Here is a 16,327-nt window from a genome sequence, read left to right on the forward strand (position 1 = left end):
AACCTTCTATACAACTGATCAACGCTGAGTGTTGATCGCTTCGAAACCGGTGTGGCCAGGCTTCGAAGTGTAAATTGGTGGAGCTAGACGGGATCGAACCGTCGACCTCTTGCATGCCATGCAAGCGCTCTCCCAGCTGAGCTATAGCCCCTCATCGTTGATGTCATCGCTGAGGACGGGGCGAATCTTAAGGGCGTATCGAAAGCCTGTCAAACTTATTTTTGAAAAATTTCAAAATTTTTTGTCGGCATAACAATCACTTACCGCCCTCCCCCCGTAAATTCGGGGGAAAACGCCGAAGACGGGATCAAAAGATCCTGACCTGCGGCGCGTCCTGCAACGTCAAACGCGATCAGGCTATAGCGCCCAACAGCTTTTCCCACTCTTTGTTTTCTTTCTTCGACACGCCGCCCAGCAGGTCAATGGCCTGGCGCAGACGGAAACGGGTCAGATCCGGACCGAGGATTTCCATCGCATCGAGCACCGATACCGAGCTTGCCTGACCGGTGATCGCCGCAAACATCAGCGGCATCGCATCACGCAGTTTCAGCTCGAGGAACTCTACCACCGCCTGGATCGTCGCCGTGATGCTGTCCTTCTCCCACTGACGCAGGCTTTCGAGTTTCCACAGGATCAACTGCATCAACTGACGAACCTGATCACCCGAGAGCTTTTTCGATTCGAACAGTTTGGCGTCCGGGTTCACGCCACCGGCGAAGAAGAACCCGGCCAGCGGAGCAACCTGACTGAAGGTTTCGACACGGCCCTGAACGTGCGGTGCGATCTTCATCATGTATTCGGAGTTGAAGGCCCACTTCTGAATACGAGCGGCGAACTCTTCCACCGGCAGGTCACGCAACCACTGGCCGTTGAGCCACGACAGTTTCTCGATGTCGAAAATCGGCCCGCCCAGGGACACACGCTTGAGGTCGAAATGGTCGACCATTTCCTGCAGCGAGAACTTCTCGCGCTCGTCCGGCATCGACCAGCCCATACGGCCCAGGTAGTTGAGCATCGCTTCCGGCATGAAGCCCATACGCTCGTAGAACGTCACCGAGGTCGGGTTCTTGCGCTTGGACAGCTTGCTCTTGTCCGGGTTACGCAACAGCGGCATGTAGCACAGCTCCGGTTGTTCCCAGCCGAAGTATTCGTAGAGCAGGATCAGTTTCGGTGCCGATGGCAGCCATTCTTCACCGCGCAACACATGGGTGATGCCCATCAGATGGTCGTCGACCACGTTGGCCAGGAAGTACGTCGGCAGACCGTCGGTCTTCATCAGTACTTGCATGTCCATGCGATCCCACGGGATCTCGACGTCGCCACGCAACATGTCCGGAACCACGCAGACGCCTTCGGTCGGTACCTTCATGCGAATCACGTGAGGCTCACCGGCAGCCAGACGACGGGCGACTTCTTCCTTGGACAGCAGCAGTGCACGGCCGTCGTAGCGCGGGGTTTCGCCGCGAGCCATTTGCTCGGCGCGCATCTGGTCCAGCTCTTCGGCAGTGCAGAAGCACGGGAAAGCGTGGCCCATGTCGACCAGTTGCTGGCAGTACTTCTGATAGATGTCGCCGCGCTCGCTCTGGCGATACGGACCGTGCGGGCCGCCGACGTCCGGACCTTCGCTCCAGTCGATGCCCAGCCAGCGCAGGGCGTCGAAGATCTGCTGTTCGGACTCGCGAGTCGAACGCAACTGGTCGGTGTCTTCGATCCGCAGGATGAACTCACCACCATGCTGCTTGGCAAAGCAGTAGTTGAACAATGCGATGTAAGCGGTACCTACATGGGGGTCCCCGGTAGGCGATGGCGCGATGCGAGTGCGGACGGTGGTCATGGCATGTCTCGAAAAGAATGAAAAGCAAAGAACAATCAAGCGGCGAATGGTAACAGGCGACACCCGCCCCGCTCCAGCGGGCAGGGCATTTAAGCCAAGCTTGCGTCTGAAACGCCCGTCGGGCGCAGTGAATGGCTGAATATCAGCAGACGGCATTTACCGCTTATCGGCTTCGTGCCAGATTCGCTTGCTGATAACTTTCCTTACAATTCCTCGACTACAGTTTGCCCATGCCTGCCCAACTCAAGCGTCGCCTGATCATTTTCGTCCTGCTTGTCCTGCTGATTGCCGGAAGCTTGTTTGCTCATTGGTTTTTCAAGGGACGATTTTATGAAAGCACTGACAACGCTTATGTCCAGGGCGAAATCACCCGCGTGTCGAGCCAGTTGAGCGCGCGCATCGACGAAGTCCTGGTGCAGGACAATCAGCACGTGGAAAAAGGCCAGTTGCTGGTCCGCCTCGAAGGCGACGACTTCCGCCTCGCCGTTGATCGCGCCAACGCCGCCCTCGCCACCCGCGAAGCCGAGCGCCTGCAGGCCCAAAGCAAATTGACGCAGCAGGCCAGCCTGATTGCCGCCAGCGAAGCACAAGTGGCCACCACGCAAGCGACACTGGGCCGCTCACAGATCGATCTGTCCCGTGCCGAAGCCCTGCGCAAACCTGGTTTCGTATCCGAGGAACGGGTCACCACTCTTTCCGCCGATAACCACATCGCCCGCTCGCAAGTGGCCAAGGCTCAGGCCGATGCCCAGAGTCAGCGCCAGCAGGTCAGCGCGTTGAATGCGGAGATCAAACGCCTCGACGCGCAGATCGCCAACGCCCGCGCCGACCTCGCCCAGGCCGAACTGAACCTGACCCGCAGCGAAATCCATGCGCCGATCAGCGGCCTGGTCGGCCAGCGTGCCGCACGCAATGGCCAGATTGTTCAGGCCGGCGCGTATCTGCTGTCGATCGTTCCGGACGAAGACATCTGGGTGCAGGCCAACTTCAAGGAAACCCAGATCGGCCACATGCAACCGGGCCAGAAAGCCGAGCTGGTCTTTGATGCCTACAGCGATACGCCGATCGAAGCACGGGTCGACAGCCTGTTCGCCGCCTCCGGCGCGCAGTTCAGCCTGTTGCCGCCGGACAACGCCACCGGCAACTTCACCAAGGTCGTGCAGCGGATTCCGGTCAAGCTGACGTTCAAGGCCGATAACCCGCTGCACGGCAAAATCCGCCCGGGCATGTCGGTCACCGCTACCGTGAATATCAAAGACGCTCCAGACAATGGCCGGTGACCAATTGATCCGCCCGGTCGGCGAGCCGACCCGGCGGGACTGGATCGCGGTGATGAGCGTGATGCTCGGCGCGTTCATGGCGGTGCTCGATATTCAGATCACCAACTCATCGCTCAAGGACATTCAGGGCGCCCTGTCGGCAACGCTGGAAGAAGGCTCGTGGATTTCCACGTCCTATCTGGTGGCGGAAATCATCATGATCCCGCTGACCGCATGGCTGGTGCAGCTGCTTTCGGCACGGCGCCTGGCGGTGTGGGTGTCGATGGGTTTTCTGATTTCATCCCTGCTGTGTTCGATGGCCTGGAGCCTCGACAGCATGATCGTATTCCGCGCCATGCAGGGTTTCACCGGTGGCGCACTGATCCCGCTGGCCTTCACCCTGACCCTGATCAAACTCCCCGAACACCACCGTGCCAAAGGCATGGCGATGTTCGCCATGACCGCCACTTTCGCCCCGTCCATCGGACCGACCCTCGGCGGCTGGCTCACGGAAAACTGGGGTTGGGAATACATTTTCTACATCAACGTGCCGCCGGGACTGATCATGATCGCGGGGCTGATGTACGGCCTGGAGAAGAAAGAAGCCCATTGGGAACTGCTGAAAAGCACCGACTACACCGGCATTCTCACGCTGGGCATCGGCCTTGGTTGCCTGCAAGTGTTTCTTGAAGAAGGTCATCGCAAGGACTGGCTGGAATCGAGCCTGATCGTGACGCTGGGCAGCATCGCGTTGTTGAGCCTCATCACCTTCGTGATCGTACAGATTTCCAAACCCAACCCGCTGATCAACCTCGGCATCCTGCGCAATCGCAACTTCGGTCTGTCGAGCATTTCCAGCCTGGGCATGGGCGTCGGGCTGTACGGCTCGATCTACCTGCTGCCGCTGTATCTGGCGCAGATCCAGAATTACAACGCCCTGCAGATCGGCGAAGTGATCATGTGGATGGGCGTGCCGCAGCTGTTTCTGATTCCGCTGGTACCGAAACTTATGAAGTTCGTGTCGCCCAAATGGCTGTGTACCCTCGGGTTCGGGCTGTTTGGTCTGGCGAGTTTCTCATCCGGCGTGCTCAACCCTGACTTTGCCGGGCCGCAGTTCAATCAGATCCAGATCATCCGCGCCCTCGGCCAGCCGTTGATCATGGTCACCATTTCGTTGATCGCCACGGCTTACATTCAGCCCCAGGACGCGGGCTCGGCGTCGAGTCTGTTCAACATCCTGCGCAACCTGGGCGGCGCCATCGGCATCGCCCTGCTCGCCACCCTGCTGGATGCGCGCACCAAGACTTACTTCGATTATTTGCGTGAAGCGGTGGTGCCGACCAATCCGCAGGTGGCCGAACGTCTGGCGTCGATGACCGACCGTTTTGGCAGTGACACGGCGGCGCTGGGGAAACTGAGCGAGATTGTCCATCAGCAGGCGCTGATCATGGCCTATAACGACGCGTTTCATTTTGTCGGGATTGCGCTGGGGATCAGCATGCTGGCCATTTTGTTGACCAGAAAACTGCCCGCCGGACTGAAGGCCGGGGAGTCTCATTAACGTTGAGCGGACGCAGAGCGTCCAGGGCTGCATTCCCACGCAGAGCGTGGGAACGTTCTGTTAAACGGCCAACAGATGCTCGCGCAACTTGGCAATCTCGTCGCGCATCTGCGCCGCCGCTTCGAACTCCAGGTCGCGGGCCAACTGGTACATCTTCTCTTCCAGCTGGCGGATGCGCTTGGTGATCTCGCTCGGCGAGCGCAGTTCGGCCTCGTATTTGGCGTTTTCCTCGGCAGCCTTGGCCATGCCCTTGCGCTTCTTGCTCCGCGAGCCGGGCACGGTGGCGCCTTCCATGATGTCCGCCACGTCCTTGAATACGCCCTTCGGCGTGATGCCGTTGGCCAGGTTGAAAGCGATCTGCTTTTCGCGACGACGCTCGGTCTCGCCAATGGCGCGTTCCATCGAACCGGTGATGTGATCCGCATAGAGAATCGCCCGCCCATTGAGGTTACGGGCCGCTCGCCCGATGGTCTGGATCAATGAACGTTCGGAACGCAGAAAACCTTCCTTGTCGGCATCGAGAATCGCCACCAGCGACACTTCCGGCATGTCCAGGCCTTCTCGCAAGAGGTTGATCCCCACCAGCACATCGAACGTACCAAGGCGCAGGTCGCGGATGATTTCGACCCGTTCGACGGTGTCGATGTCCGAGTGCAGATAACGTACACGAATGCCATGGTCGGCCAGGTAGTCCGTCAGATCTTCGGCCATGCGCTTGGTCAGCGTGGTGACCAGCACTCGCTCCTCCAGCGCCACACGCTTGGTGATTTCCGATAGCAGATCATCAACCTGGGTCAGCGCCGGACGCACTTCGACCTGCGGGTCGACCAGACCAGTCGGCCGTACGACTTGCTCGATCACCCGTCCGGCATGCTCGGCTTCGTAATTGCCGGGCGTGGCGGAAACGAAGATCGTCTGCGGGCTCACAGCTTCCCACTCGTCGAAACGCATTGGTCGGTTGTCCAGCGCCGAGGGCAGACGGAAGCCATATTCCACCAGGGTTTCCTTGCGCGAACGGTCGCCCTTATACATCGCGCCGACCTGCGGCACGCTGACGTGGGATTCGTCGATCACCAGCAAGGCGTCGGCCGGCAGATAGTCGTAGAGCGTTGGCGGTGCCGCACCGGCGGGACGCCCCGACAAATAGCGCGAGTAGTTTTCGATGCCGTTGCAGTAGCCGAGTTCGAGGATCATCTCCAGGTCGAACCGGGTGCGCTGCTCCAGGCGCTGGGCCTCGACCAGTTTGTTGTTGTTGCGCAGGTATTCCAGACGCTCTTGCAATTCGACCTTGATCCCCTCGATGGCATCGAGCAGGGTTTCCCGGGGCGTCACGTAGTGACTCTTCGGGTAGAAGGTGAAACGCGGCAGTTTGCGGATGACCTCGCCGGTCAGCGGGTCGAATGCGGAAATGCTCTCCACTTCGTCATCGAACAACTCGATACGGATGGCTTCGAGGTCGGATTCGGCAGGGAAGATATCAATCACATCGCCGCGTACACGGAATGTGGCCCGGGCGAAATCCATGTCATTGCGGGTGTATTGCAGGTCGGCCAGGCGTCGCACCAGTGCGCGTTGATCGAGTTTGTCGCCGCGATCGACGTGCAACACCATTTTCAGATAGGTTTCCGGGCTGCCCAGACCGTAGATGCACGACACCGTGGTGACGATGATCGCGTCCTTGCGCTCCAGCAATGCCTTGGTCGCCGACAGACGCATCTGCTCGATGTGATCGTTGATCGACGCATCCTTCTCGATAAAGGTGTCGGACGACGGCACGTAGGCTTCGGGCTGGTAGTAGTCGTAGTAGGAAACGAAATATTCGACGGCGTTGTTCGGGAAGAACGACTTGAACTCGCCATACAACTGCGCGGCCAGAGTCTTGTTCGGCGCCAGCACCAGGGTCGGACGCTGCACCTGGGCAATCACGTTGGCAATGCTGAAGGTCTTGCCCGAACCGGTCACACCGAGCAACGTCTGGTGCGCCAGCCCGGCTTCGATACCCTCGACCATCTGGCGAATGGCCTCAGGCTGATCCCCGGCAGGGTCGAATCGGGTGACGAGCTGGAATTCAGACATAAACACCTCTGCAATCGCGGCGCTGACGAAAAACCGCAGAACCACGAGGAAGACCGCGAACGACCAATGTCGCGCAAGGAAAAACGAAGATTGTGCTGAATGTGGAGCCGATTGCCTTGCCTTTCAAGGTAAAAGTCCTACATCCGGTAAAGTCTCCGACAAGCCCATTCGACTAACGGTCGAGAAATAATCGGAAAAACTTACCTGAAAACCCGAATCGCCTGTCGCCATTGGTCGATGATGGCCTCTATACTAGCTCCCCGTTTGTGCACCGCTCTAGTGCATTCGGCTGGAGCGCCACACGTCCCTCCACTCTCCATTTAGAGCTGCCGTAAAAATGAGCCTGTTCTCCGCTGTCGAAATGGCACCCCGCGATCCAATCCTGGGCCTCAACGAAGCATTCAACGCCGATACCCGGACCAACAAGGTCAATCTCGGGGTGGGTGTGTATTGCAACGAAGAGGGGCGAATTCCACTCCTGCGCGCCGTTATCGAAGCCGAAACCATTCGCGCTGCTCAGCACGCTTCCCGTGGCTACCTGCCGATCGACGGCATCGCAGCTTACGATCAGGCTGTGCAAAAGCTGCTGTTCGGCAATGATTCGCCACTGCTGGCCGCTGGCCGCGTGGTCACCACTCAGGCCGTCGGCGGAACCGGCGCACTGAAAATCGGTGCCGACTTTCTCAAGCAACTGCTGCCGAATGCCGTCGTGGCCATCAGCGACCCGAGCTGGGAAAACCATCGCGCTCTGTTCGAAACCGCCGGTTTCCCGGTGCAGAACTACCGCTACTACGACGCCGCCACTCACGACGTGAACCGCGCCGGCCTGCTGGAAGACCTCAACGCCCTGCCGAACGGCTCGATCATCGTGCTGCACGCCTGCTGCCACAACCCGACCGGTGTCGACCTGAGCCCGGCGGACTGGAACAACGTGCTGGAAGTGGTCAAGGCCAAAGGTCACGTGCCGTTCCTCGACATGGCTTACCAGGGTTTCGGTGACGGCATTGCCGAAGACGCCGCTGCCGTGCGCCTGTTTGCCGAATCCGGCTTGACCTTCTTCGTATCGAGCTCGTTCTCCAAGTCGTTCTCGTTGTACGGCGAGCGCGTCGGCGCCCTGTCGATCGTCAGCGAATCGAAAGAAGAAAGCGCTCGCGTATTGTCGCAGGTCAAACGCGTGATCCGCACCAACTACTCCAACCCGCCGACCCATGGCGCCAGCGTTGTCGCTGCAGTGCTGAACAGCGCGGAACTGCGCGCCCAATGGGAAGCCGAACTGGCCGAAATGCGCCTGCGCATTCGTGGCATGCGCGAGCAGATGGTCGCTCTGCTGGCGAAGAAAGCCCCGCAGCATGACTTCAGCTTCGTCGGTCGTCAGCGTGGCATGTTCTCCTACTCCGGCCTGACCACCGAGCAGGTTCATCGCCTGCGCAACGAGTTCGGCATCTACGCCCTGGACACCGGCCGCATCTGCGTGGCCGCGCTGAACCAGAGCAACATCGAAGTCGTGACCGACGCCATCGTTCAGGTCATCTGATCCGGCGCAGCACTGAAAACGGGAAGCCCTCGGGTTTCCCGTTTTTTATTTGTCCGAAGAAAAGCCGCTATACCCTCTAGACTGCATGCAAACAGGATTTCAGAGAACCGACATGAAAAACGACGATCTGCGCGCCGACCGTGACGAGCTGGACTACTATCCACCCCGCACCTCGGGCAAACGCGAGAAAAGCCTGGTGCTGCAAGTGGCGGCCGGTGTATTTCTCGGCGGTCTGGCCCTGTGGCTGGTGCAACTGGCCGCCACGGCGTTGTACGCAAAACTGCTGATGGGCACCTTTACATTCGGTGGCTGAAAACCGTTCAGCAAAAAAATATCCGGCAAAGCTTGACTAGTCTTTTTAAATCAGTAACATACGCACCAATTCCGCAATAGCTCAGTTGGTAGAGCAAGTGACTGTTAATCACTGGGTCCCTGGTTCGAGTCCAGGTTGTGGAGCCAAATACAGAGCCCCTGAATCGAAAGATTCAGGGGCTTTTTTGTGGGCGTTGAAAAAATCAGCGCCATAAAAAGGGCCGATCAATTTTCCGACTGATCGGCCCTTTTCTGTTTCAGACACAACGGTCAGACGTGCTCGCTGCTCCTGGCATGTACCTTCGGTGCGCCATGACCGTGATCCGACTCCAGATCGATCACCGGCACTTCATTGCCATCGCAGTCATGGAGCTTGCCGTCGCTGAAGTAATCGCCTTCGCGCAGAGCGGCCAGATCCCGGTAACGCAGGGTCCGCTCTTCTGCCGCCGCGAACACCGACTGCTGATCCGAATTGCCGGCGGTGAAGTGGTTGAACGCCAGGTTCAGCAGGATCGCCATGATCGCCGACGAACTGATGCCGGAATGGAAAATGGTCGCGAACCAGCTCGGGAAGTGATCGTAGAAGTTCGGTGCGGCAATCGGGATCATGCCGAAGCCGATCGACGTGGCGACGATGATCAGGTTGACGTTGTTGCGGTAGTCGACCTTGGACAGCGTGCGGATACCGCTCGCCGCCACGGTGCCGAACAGCACGATGCCGGCGCCGCCCAGAACCGAAGTCGGCACCGCCGCGATGACCCGGCCCATGAATGGCAAAAGGCCGAGGATCACCAGGAAGATACCGCCGGTCGCCACCACATAACGACTCTTGATTCCGGTTACCGCCACCAGCCCGACGTTCTGGGCGAAGGCACTTTGGGTGAACGAGCCGAAGATCGGTGCAAACATGCTCGACAGCATGTCCGCCCGCAGACCGTTGCCCAGTCGCTTGGAATCGACTTTGGTGCCGATGATTTCACCGACCGCCAGGATGTCAGCCGAGGTTTCCACCAGGGTCACCATGACCACGATGCACATCGACAGGATCGCGGCAAAATGGAAGGTCGGCATGCCGAAATGGAACGGCGTCGGGAAGCCGAACATCGGACCCTGGGTGACGCCAGAGAAATCCGCCATGCCGAGGAACACCGCCAGCACCGTGCCGATCACCATCGCCAACAGGATCGACAGACGCGAAATGGTGGAACTGCCGATCTTGCTCAGCAACAGCACCAGCACCAGCGTAACCGCCGCCAGACCGATGTTCTGCATGCTGCCGAAGTCCGGCGCATGGCTGTTGCCACCCATGGCCCAGCGGGCGGCCACCGGCATCAGCGTCAGGCCGATGGTGGTGATCACGATACCCGTAACCAGCGGCGGGAAGAACTTGGTGATGCGTGAGAATACCGGCGTGATCAGCAAGCCGATCAGGGACGCCGCAATGACCGCGCCGAGCACTGACTGAAAGCCGCCCTCCCCGCCGCTGCTGACAATCGCCACCATCGTGGCGACACCGGAGAACGACACGCCCTGCACCAGCGGCAACTGACATCCGAAAAACGGCAGACCCAGGGTTTGCAGCAACGTGGCCAGCCCCCCCGCAAACAATGAAGCAGCAATCAACAGACCGATGTCCGCCGGCGACAACCCGGCGGCCTGGCCAATGATCAGTGGCACCGCGACGATACCGCCATACATGGTCAGAACATGTTGCAGGCCGTAAGCCATATTCGCGCCGACCCCGAGATTTTCGTCCTCGGGCCGTTGGTGTGAAACATGGGGCGTTTTCATGGTTAGGGGGTTCCCTGGTTTTTGTTATGCGCACACTGTATTCAAGAGTCGGGACAAATGTCCATAGAGTTGTATACAACTTACCAGTCACATTATGGATAGGTAGCCACCCAACCTTCTATCTCGCTGCTTCCATCCCCCACAAATCCGGCAACACATCGTTGACTGGCCCCGCGTTTTATCCACCCAGGCTGAAGTGCTCATGGCGACCGACGGTGCGGCCGCGCTCTTTTTTATACATATAAAGTATGCATAATGAAGTCATTCAAGATTCAGTTCGACAAAAGCAAGAATGCTGCCAACAAACTCAAGCACAGAGGGATCAGCCTCGCCGAGGCCGAACCGGTCTTCTACGACGAACGAGCACTGACGATTGAAGACAACGATCATGACGAGCAACGCTGGATCACTCTCGGCAACGACGGCAAGGGACGTTTGGTCGTTGTGTACAGCTATCGAGAGCCGAATTTGGTTCGAATCATTTGCGCGCGCAGGGCAACGCCCAGCGAGCGACGCGATTATTTTCCGGAGACTTGATCAATGAAGGATGAATACGACTTCACCCAGGGAAAACGGGGCGCCGTCGCCTCCAACAAGGGCAAGACCCGCATCACCATCATGCTCGATGATGCGGTCATCGAAGCCGCACGTACGGTCGCCGAAGACGAAGGGTTTGGCTATCAGACGGTAATCAACAACACTCTGCGCCACGCTCTGCTTAACAGCCGTGGCGATGCCGATGAACTCGAGCATTCCATTGGGCAATTCAAGAAAGGCATCACCGCCACCGACCTCAAGAGCCTTGAGAAAAAACTGTCGGCGGCCGTGAACGAAATCCGGCGGGTACTGGAGCCGGATGCAAAACCTTAGGCTTCACGCCGGCTGGATCAAGCGCGCCAGCGCCAGACGTGCACCGGGCTGGTGCGGCAAGCGCAGGCCGAACTCCCGTTCCAGCAGTTCGATGAGCTCATCGACATCCGTCACTTCGCGCCGCTCGCTCTCGGCACCGATGCGGTGGATCGCAAAACTGCCGTTGTTCAACGTACGTCGCCAGCCATCGCCGGTGCGTGCCACCATCAGACGCTGAGCGAACGGTGAGTCCGGGTGGGTCGAGACATACCAATTGCCGAGGGTGTAATCGATGTCTTCCTGGCGTTGCAGGTCGAACAGGTACATCGGTCGCCATTCACCTGCGACACTCGCCCGCAGCATGTAGCCATCGGCCTGCACTTCGATGCGATAGGGTTCGTGGGGGGTGGATTGCTCCGCTTCGGTATCGAGTACCAGCGGCGCAGTCGGAACCATGCCGCCGAAGCCGACGTCGGTGATGTACCGCACGCCTTCTATGATCACCAGACTCAAGCGATGGGTGCGCGCCGTCCAGCTGCCTTCGGGCTGATTCATCACCACTCGCCCGCTGATGCCCCGGGCATCGAAGCCCAGCTCCAGCAACAGTGCCAGGAACAGGTTGTTGAGCTCGTAGCAGTAACCACCGCGGGCGTCGTTCAGAACCTTGCGCTCGATTGACGGCAGATCGATCAATACAGGTTCGCCGGTGAGCGTCGACAGATTTTCGAAAGGGAAAACACCGGTGTGGCGCAACTGCAACAACCGCAGCGTGTCCAGGGTCGGTGCCGGATGCGTGTCGAACCCGAGTCGTTGCAGATAACGTTTCAGATTCGCCAGGCGTGGCTCGCTCATTGCTCAGTCCTTTTGCAGGGAGACGCGGATCGTTCCGCCGATGGTCCTCATGTATACGGGATCCGGGTATCGGATCGACAATTGATTTCACCAATCGACCCTGCCGCCTCAACGCGCGGTTGCAAGAACTTCGCCCGCTGCGGCGTAATACGCCCTCGCCCGAACTGCCGAGAGCCACGCCCCATGCACATCACACTGGAAGGCCAGGGCATCGTCCTGCGCCCCCTGCAATATACCGACGCCGACGCCCTGCTTCGTGCCGCTGCCGACGGCGAGCTGTGGAACCTTACTGTTACCGTAGTGCCCTCGGTGACTACCATCGACAGTTATTTGAAGAAGGCCCTCGACGGCCGCGATGCGGGAACGGTGATGCCGTTTGTCATTGTGTTGAAGGGGACCGGAGAGGTCATCGGCTCGACCCGTTTCTGGAAAATCGACCCGCTCAATCGCAAACTGGAAATCGGCAGCAGCTGGATCTCGGCGCGCTTTCAGAAAACCTTCGTCAACACCGAAGCCAAGTACCTGATGCTGCGCCACGCCTTCGAGGTGCTCGATTGCGTGCGCGTGCAGTTCACTACCGATGAGCTCAACCACAAATCGCGCAACGCGATCCTGCGCCTCGGTGCGCGACAGGAAGGCATCGTGCGTCACGAACGGATCATGCCCGACGGCCGCAAGCGCAACTCGGTACGCTTCAGCATCATCGATGATGAATGGCCGCAGGTGCGCCAGAATCTCGAACAGAAACTCGCCGGGTACGAACGCCGCTGATCCGGCTCAGGCGCGACGACGCAGCCATTGCAGAAAGCCTCTTTTCGGAACCGCTGCCGGCGCTTCCTGCGTCAGCGCCTGCGCCTTGAGCAGGCGGAAATCCAGCAGCGCCTTCATCGCGTCATTGATGTCATGACGGGCATCCAGGCAGGGCTTGAGATAAGACTTCTCGATGCGATACAGAGCGCAGAACGTCTTGGCGGAAAAGTCGGCGGGCAAAGACGAATCGGACAGAATCCCGGCCTCGCCGATCACTTCCCCCGGTCCCATGCGCCCGGATTCGAACGGTACGCCGTGACGATTCAAGGTCACCGAAACCACACCGGACTCAATGATGAACAAGTGATCGCTGACCTCCCCGCCCGCCAGAATGATCTCACCGGCGCGGAAGGTTTGCAGGGTCATGTTCTGGCTGAAGGTTTCTTTCTCTTCCTGCCGCAGGGTGGAGAAAATCGGCGAGCTGTCGAGCAGCGCCCGTGGCCGCGAGAGATGGGCCGGTGCGGCAGGCTCATCGCTCGACAGCAGGTTGACTCCGGATGCCTGCAAATGTCGGTAAGCCAGGTCGAACAGTTGATTGCGCACCGCACGTTTCTCGCCCATCGAGGCGACGAAGCCGCTGATTTCATACTCCGCGCCGGCGCTGCTCGAACTTTTCAGCGCGACGCTCGGCGCCGGCGTGTCCAGCAACGGACGACAACCTTGCATCGCCCGCTCCAGGGCGTCGATCACCGAATTCGGTCGGGCATGGGGGCTCACCTGCACGCTGACGGCGACACCGAACATGTTGCTCGGGCGGCTGAAGTTGATGATCTTGGCCTTGGCCGCCAGTGAATTGGGAATCACCGCCATGCTGCCCTGGGAAGTCTGCAGGCGCGTGGCGCGCCAGTCGATGTCGGTGACCCGGCCCTCGGTGCCGTCGATGGAAATCCAGTCATCGAGTTGATAGGGCTTCGTGGTGTTCAGGACGATCCCGGAAAACACGTCGCTCAGCGTACTCTGCAACGCCAGACCGACGATGATCGCCAGCGCCCCGGATGTCGCCAGCACGCCTTTGACCGGCAGGTCCAGCACATAGGCCAGTGCCGCAATAATGGCGATCAGAAAGATCACCGCACCGAGCAGATCCTGCAAAAGCCGCCCGGTGTGGCCGACCCGTTGCATCATCACCGCCCCGATCAACACCGTCAGGGTCCGTGCGCCGAACAGCCACCAGCCGATCTGCAGCCCGGTCGCCGCCAGATGCAGCGGCACATTGTCGGCCCAAGGCGCCGGCTCCATCGGGTTGAGGCCTTCGTTGAACAGCAGCACGCTGAACAGGCTGAAAATCAGCACCCGCACCAACAGCTTCCATCCACTGCCCCGGGAACCGATCAGACGCCACAGGCCAAGGTCGAGCAGGATCAGGATCAACGCGCAGAACAACGGATGTTCAGTCAGCAGAGACAGCATCAAACAACTCCGACAGAGGTCAATCGCGAGAAAATCGCACAGATTGGGCTTAGTGTAGGAGCAATTGATTTGGCGGGATAAGGGCTATCGAATGTCCCTCTGAAAAAAACTGTGGGAGCCAGCTCGCTGACTCCCACAATGTCGATCTACGCAGGCATCCGTCCGAACCGGCCTGACTGGAAATCAACGAACGCCTGATGAATTTCCTGCTCGGTATTCATCACGAACGGGCCATGACCGACAATCGGCTCATCGATCGGCTCGCCGCTGAGCAGCAACACCATCGCGTCCTCGCCGGCCTCAAGCGTCAGGCGGTCACCCTCACGCTCGAACAACGCCAGTTGCCCTACGCCCGCCGACTCCTGGCCGTTGATCCGGACCGCACCACGAAGCACCACCAGCGCGGTGTTTCGGCCTTCATGCAGATCCAGCGTCAGCGACTTGCCGGCATTCAGACGCAGATCCCAGACATCGATCGGCGTGAAGGTCCGGGACGGCCCCGTATGGCCGTCGAACTCACCGGCGATCAGCCGCAGGCTGCCGGCGTTGTCCTTGAGCGCGATGCTGGGGATGTCACTGTCCAGAATCGTCTGGTAGCCCGGCGCCGCCATTTTGTCCCTGGCGGGCAGATTGACCCAAAGCTGCACCATTTCCAGCGTGCCGCCCTTGCGCGCGAAATCCGCAGAGTGAAACTCCTCATGCAGGATCCCGGAGGCGGCGGTCATCCACTGCACATCGCCCGGTCCGATCTTGCCGCCGCTGCCCGTGGAATCGCGGTGCTCCACTTCGCCGTCATAAACGATGGTCACGGTTTCGAAACCGCGGTGCGGATGCTGCCCGACCCCACGTCGTTCAGTGGTCGGGGTGAACTGCGCAGGTCCTGCATGATCGAGCAGCAGGAACGGGCTGATGTGCTTGCCCAGGTTGTCGTAGGAAAACAGTGTACGAACCGGAAACCCATCGCCGACCCAGTGGCCGCGAGGGCTGGTAAAGATACCGATGAGTTTTTTCATGGTGGGCTCCGAAATCAGGTTGATCATGGATCGATCATAAATTCGCCACGCGTTTGGCACTAGTCAGGCAAAACCGGCTTCATCGTTCTACTGATGGAACGAATATCTTCACAATGATTCGTGACTTTCAGTCAACAGTACTTTGCCCGGACAGCGGTTTTTCTCACGGAAGCGACAACGGATACTCCTGCCCATTCCCACTGCAACCCTGGAGTCCTGCATGTCTGTTCCCGCTTTCGGTCTTGGTACGTTTCGCCTGCAAGGTCAGGTGGTCATCGATTCGGTGAGCACTGCCCTTGAGCTCGGCTACCGGGCCATCGACACCGCACAGATCTACGAAAACGAGGCCGAGGTCGGCCAGGCCATCGCCGCCAGCGGTATTGCCCGCAACGAATTGTTCATCACCAGCAAGATCTGGATCGCCAACTTTGCCAAGGACCGTCTGATCGACAGTCTCAAGGAAAGCCTGGAAAAGCTGCAGACCGACTACCTGGACCTGACGCTGATCCACTGGCCCTCGCCGGAAGACCAGGTACCGGTGGCGGAATTCATGGGCGCCCTGCTGGAAGCGAAGCGCCTGGGCCTGACCCGGCAGATCGGTGTATCCAACTTCACCATCGACCTGATGAAGCAGGCGATTGCCGCCGTCGGTGCAGAAAACATCGCCACCAATCAGATCGAATTGCATCCGTACCTGCAAAACCGCAAGGTCGTCGAGTTCGCACAGAGCCAGGGCATCCAGATCACCTCGTACATGACCCTGGCCTATGGCGAAGTGCTGAAGGATCCGCTGATCGTGCAGATCGCCGAGCGTCTGCAAGCCACCCCGGCGCAAGTCACACTGGCGTGGGCGATGCAATCGGGTTATGCGGTGATTCCATCGTCGACCAAGCGCGCCAACCTGCAGGGCAACCTTGGCGCCACCGCGCTGACATTGAGCGAGGCCGACATGGCACTGATCGCCACTCTGGATCGCGGTCATCGCCTCACCAGCCCCAAAGGCATTGCGCCGCAGTGGGACTGATC

The 16,327-nt window shown here is 59.3% G+C and carries 14 protein-coding genes and 2 tRNA genes; 9 read left to right on the plus strand and 7 right to left on the minus strand.

Going from position 1 to position 16,327, the window contains the following annotated elements; translation table 11 throughout:
• Positions 1 to 75: 75 nt before the first annotated feature.
• Positions 76 to 151: transfer RNA gene (locus BBF94_RS02070), tRNA-Ala, on the minus strand.
• Between the two features lie 201 nt (positions 152 to 352).
• Positions 353 to 1,834 carry a glutamate--tRNA ligase gene (gltX, locus tag BBF94_RS02075; protein WP_065257400.1) on the minus strand — a complete coding sequence of 494 codons (1,482 nt, stop codon included), beginning with the start codon at positions 1,832 to 1,834 and terminating at the stop codon, positions 353 to 355.
• Between the two features lie 230 nt (positions 1,835 to 2,064).
• Here gltX and BBF94_RS02080 point away from each other — a divergent pair, with 230 nt between their 5' ends.
• A complete protein-coding gene (locus tag BBF94_RS02080; protein ID WP_065257401.1) occupies positions 2,065 to 3,114 on the plus strand; it encodes an HlyD family secretion protein in 1,050 nt (349 codons plus the stop codon).
• A gap of 49 nt (positions 3,115 to 3,163) precedes the next feature.
• Positions 3,164 to 4,654, plus strand: coding sequence for an MDR family MFS transporter (locus BBF94_RS02085; protein WP_176704401.1), 1,491 nt, complete (start codon positions 3,164 to 3,166; stop codon positions 4,652 to 4,654).
• Positions 4,655 to 4,714: 60 nt separating this feature from the next.
• Here BBF94_RS02085 and uvrB read toward each other — a convergent pair whose 3' ends face one another.
• The gene (gene uvrB / locus BBF94_RS02090) at positions 4,715 to 6,730 is read right to left on the minus strand and encodes an excinuclease ABC subunit UvrB (RefSeq protein ID WP_065257403.1); all 2,016 of its coding nucleotides are present in this window, start codon (positions 6,728 to 6,730) and stop codon (positions 4,715 to 4,717) included.
• Between the two features lie 337 nt (positions 6,731 to 7,067).
• On the opposite strand from uvrB, the gene BBF94_RS02095 reads away from it, so the two are divergent.
• From BBF94_RS02095 to BBF94_RS02105, 3 genes are all read left to right on the plus strand, one after another.
• The gene (locus tag BBF94_RS02095) at positions 7,068 to 8,264 is read left to right on the plus strand and encodes an amino acid aminotransferase (protein ID WP_065257404.1); all 1,197 of its coding nucleotides are present in this window, start codon (positions 7,068 to 7,070) and stop codon (positions 8,262 to 8,264) included.
• A 112-nt stretch (positions 8,265 to 8,376) separates the two neighbouring features.
• Entirely contained in the window at positions 8,377 to 8,577 is a 201-nt protein-coding gene (locus tag BBF94_RS02100) for a hypothetical protein (RefSeq protein ID WP_065257405.1), read from the plus strand.
• Between the two features lie 70 nt (positions 8,578 to 8,647).
• Positions 8,648 to 8,723: transfer RNA gene (locus BBF94_RS02105), tRNA-Asn, on the plus strand.
• A gap of 123 nt (positions 8,724 to 8,846) precedes the next feature.
• On the opposite strand, the gene BBF94_RS02110 is transcribed toward BBF94_RS02105, so the two are convergent.
• Positions 8,847 to 10,367, minus strand: a complete 1,521-nt coding sequence (locus BBF94_RS02110) for a nucleobase:cation symporter-2 family protein (RefSeq protein WP_065257406.1) — start codon at positions 10,365 to 10,367, stop codon at positions 8,847 to 8,849.
• 255 nt (positions 10,368 to 10,622) lie between these two features.
• Between BBF94_RS02110 and BBF94_RS02115 the strand changes: the two genes are divergently transcribed.
• Together BBF94_RS02115 and BBF94_RS02120 are read left to right on the plus strand one after the other, a co-directional pair.
• Positions 10,623 to 10,904, plus strand: coding sequence for a BrnT family toxin (locus BBF94_RS02115; protein WP_065257407.1), 282 nt, complete (start codon positions 10,623 to 10,625; stop codon positions 10,902 to 10,904).
• A gap of 3 nt (positions 10,905 to 10,907) precedes the next feature.
• The gene (locus BBF94_RS02120) at positions 10,908 to 11,237 is read left to right on the plus strand and encodes a BrnA antitoxin family protein (protein ID WP_065257408.1); all 330 of its coding nucleotides are present in this window, start codon (positions 10,908 to 10,910) and stop codon (positions 11,235 to 11,237) included.
• A gap of 3 nt (positions 11,238 to 11,240) precedes the next feature.
• On the opposite strand, the gene BBF94_RS02125 is transcribed toward BBF94_RS02120, so the two are convergent.
• Positions 11,241 to 12,068, minus strand: coding sequence for an arylamine N-acetyltransferase family protein (locus BBF94_RS02125; protein WP_065257409.1), 828 nt, complete (start codon positions 12,066 to 12,068; stop codon positions 11,241 to 11,243).
• A 183-nt stretch (positions 12,069 to 12,251) separates the two neighbouring features.
• On the opposite strand from BBF94_RS02125, the gene BBF94_RS02130 reads away from it, so the two are divergent.
• A complete protein-coding gene (locus BBF94_RS02130) occupies positions 12,252 to 12,839 on the plus strand; it encodes a GNAT family N-acetyltransferase (RefSeq protein ID WP_065257410.1) in 588 nt (195 codons plus the stop codon).
• 6 nt (positions 12,840 to 12,845) lie between these two features.
• Here the strand turns inward: BBF94_RS02130 and BBF94_RS02135 are convergent, their stop codons facing one another.
• On the minus strand, positions 12,846 to 14,288 hold the full coding sequence (locus BBF94_RS02135; protein WP_065257411.1) for a mechanosensitive ion channel family protein: 1,443 nt from the start codon (positions 14,286 to 14,288) through the stop codon (positions 12,846 to 12,848).
• Between the two features lie 146 nt (positions 14,289 to 14,434).
• Positions 14,435 to 15,301 carry a pirin family protein gene (locus BBF94_RS02140; RefSeq protein WP_065257444.1) on the minus strand — a complete coding sequence of 289 codons (867 nt, stop codon included), beginning with the start codon at positions 15,299 to 15,301 and terminating at the stop codon, positions 14,435 to 14,437.
• A 220-nt stretch (positions 15,302 to 15,521) separates the two neighbouring features.
• Between BBF94_RS02140 and dkgB the strand changes: the two genes are divergently transcribed.
• On the plus strand, positions 15,522 to 16,325 hold the full coding sequence (gene dkgB, locus BBF94_RS02145) for a 2,5-didehydrogluconate reductase DkgB (protein WP_065257412.1): 804 nt from the start codon (positions 15,522 to 15,524) through the stop codon (positions 16,323 to 16,325).
• Positions 16,326 to 16,327 lie beyond the last annotated feature (2 nt).

The organism is Pseudomonas bananamidigenes, assembly GCF_001679645.1.
GTDB lineage: Bacteria > Pseudomonadota > Gammaproteobacteria > Pseudomonadales > Pseudomonadaceae > Aquipseudomonas > Aquipseudomonas bananamidigenes.

Bases quoted from the DNA above. Each gene is read 5' to 3' on its own strand.
- BBF94_RS02120 (WP_065257408.1), top strand. From the start codon at position 10,908: ATGAAGGATGAATACGACTTCACCCAGGGAAAACGGGGCGCCGTCGCC.
- uvrB (WP_065257403.1), bottom strand. From the start codon at position 6,730: ATGTCTGAATTCCAGCTCGTCACCCGATTCGACCCTGCCGGGGATCAG.
- BBF94_RS02130 (WP_065257410.1), top strand. From the start codon at position 12,252: ATGCACATCACACTGGAAGGCCAGGGCATCGTCCTGCGCCCCCTGCAA.
- BBF94_RS02140 (WP_065257444.1), bottom strand. From the start codon at position 15,301: ATGAAAAAACTCATCGGTATCTTTACCAGCCCTCGCGGCCACTGGGTC.
- BBF94_RS02080 (WP_065257401.1), top strand. From the start codon at position 2,065: ATGCCTGCCCAACTCAAGCGTCGCCTGATCATTTTCGTCCTGCTTGTC.
- BBF94_RS02110 (WP_065257406.1), bottom strand. From the start codon at position 10,367: ATGAAAACGCCCCATGTTTCACACCAACGGCCCGAGGACGAAAATCTC.
- BBF94_RS02135 (WP_065257411.1), bottom strand. From the start codon at position 14,288: ATGCTGTCTCTGCTGACTGAACATCCGTTGTTCTGCGCGTTGATCCTG.
- gltX (WP_065257400.1), bottom strand. From the start codon at position 1,834: ATGACCACCGTCCGCACTCGCATCGCGCCATCGCCTACCGGGGACCCC.
- BBF94_RS02095 (WP_065257404.1), top strand. From the start codon at position 7,068: ATGAGCCTGTTCTCCGCTGTCGAAATGGCACCCCGCGATCCAATCCTG.
- BBF94_RS02125 (WP_065257409.1), bottom strand. From the start codon at position 12,068: ATGAGCGAGCCACGCCTGGCGAATCTGAAACGTTATCTGCAACGACTC.
- dkgB (WP_065257412.1), top strand. From the start codon at position 15,522: ATGTCTGTTCCCGCTTTCGGTCTTGGTACGTTTCGCCTGCAAGGTCAG.
- BBF94_RS02115 (WP_065257407.1), top strand. From the start codon at position 10,623: ATGAAGTCATTCAAGATTCAGTTCGACAAAAGCAAGAATGCTGCCAAC.
- BBF94_RS02100 (WP_065257405.1), top strand. From the start codon at position 8,377: ATGAAAAACGACGATCTGCGCGCCGACCGTGACGAGCTGGACTACTAT.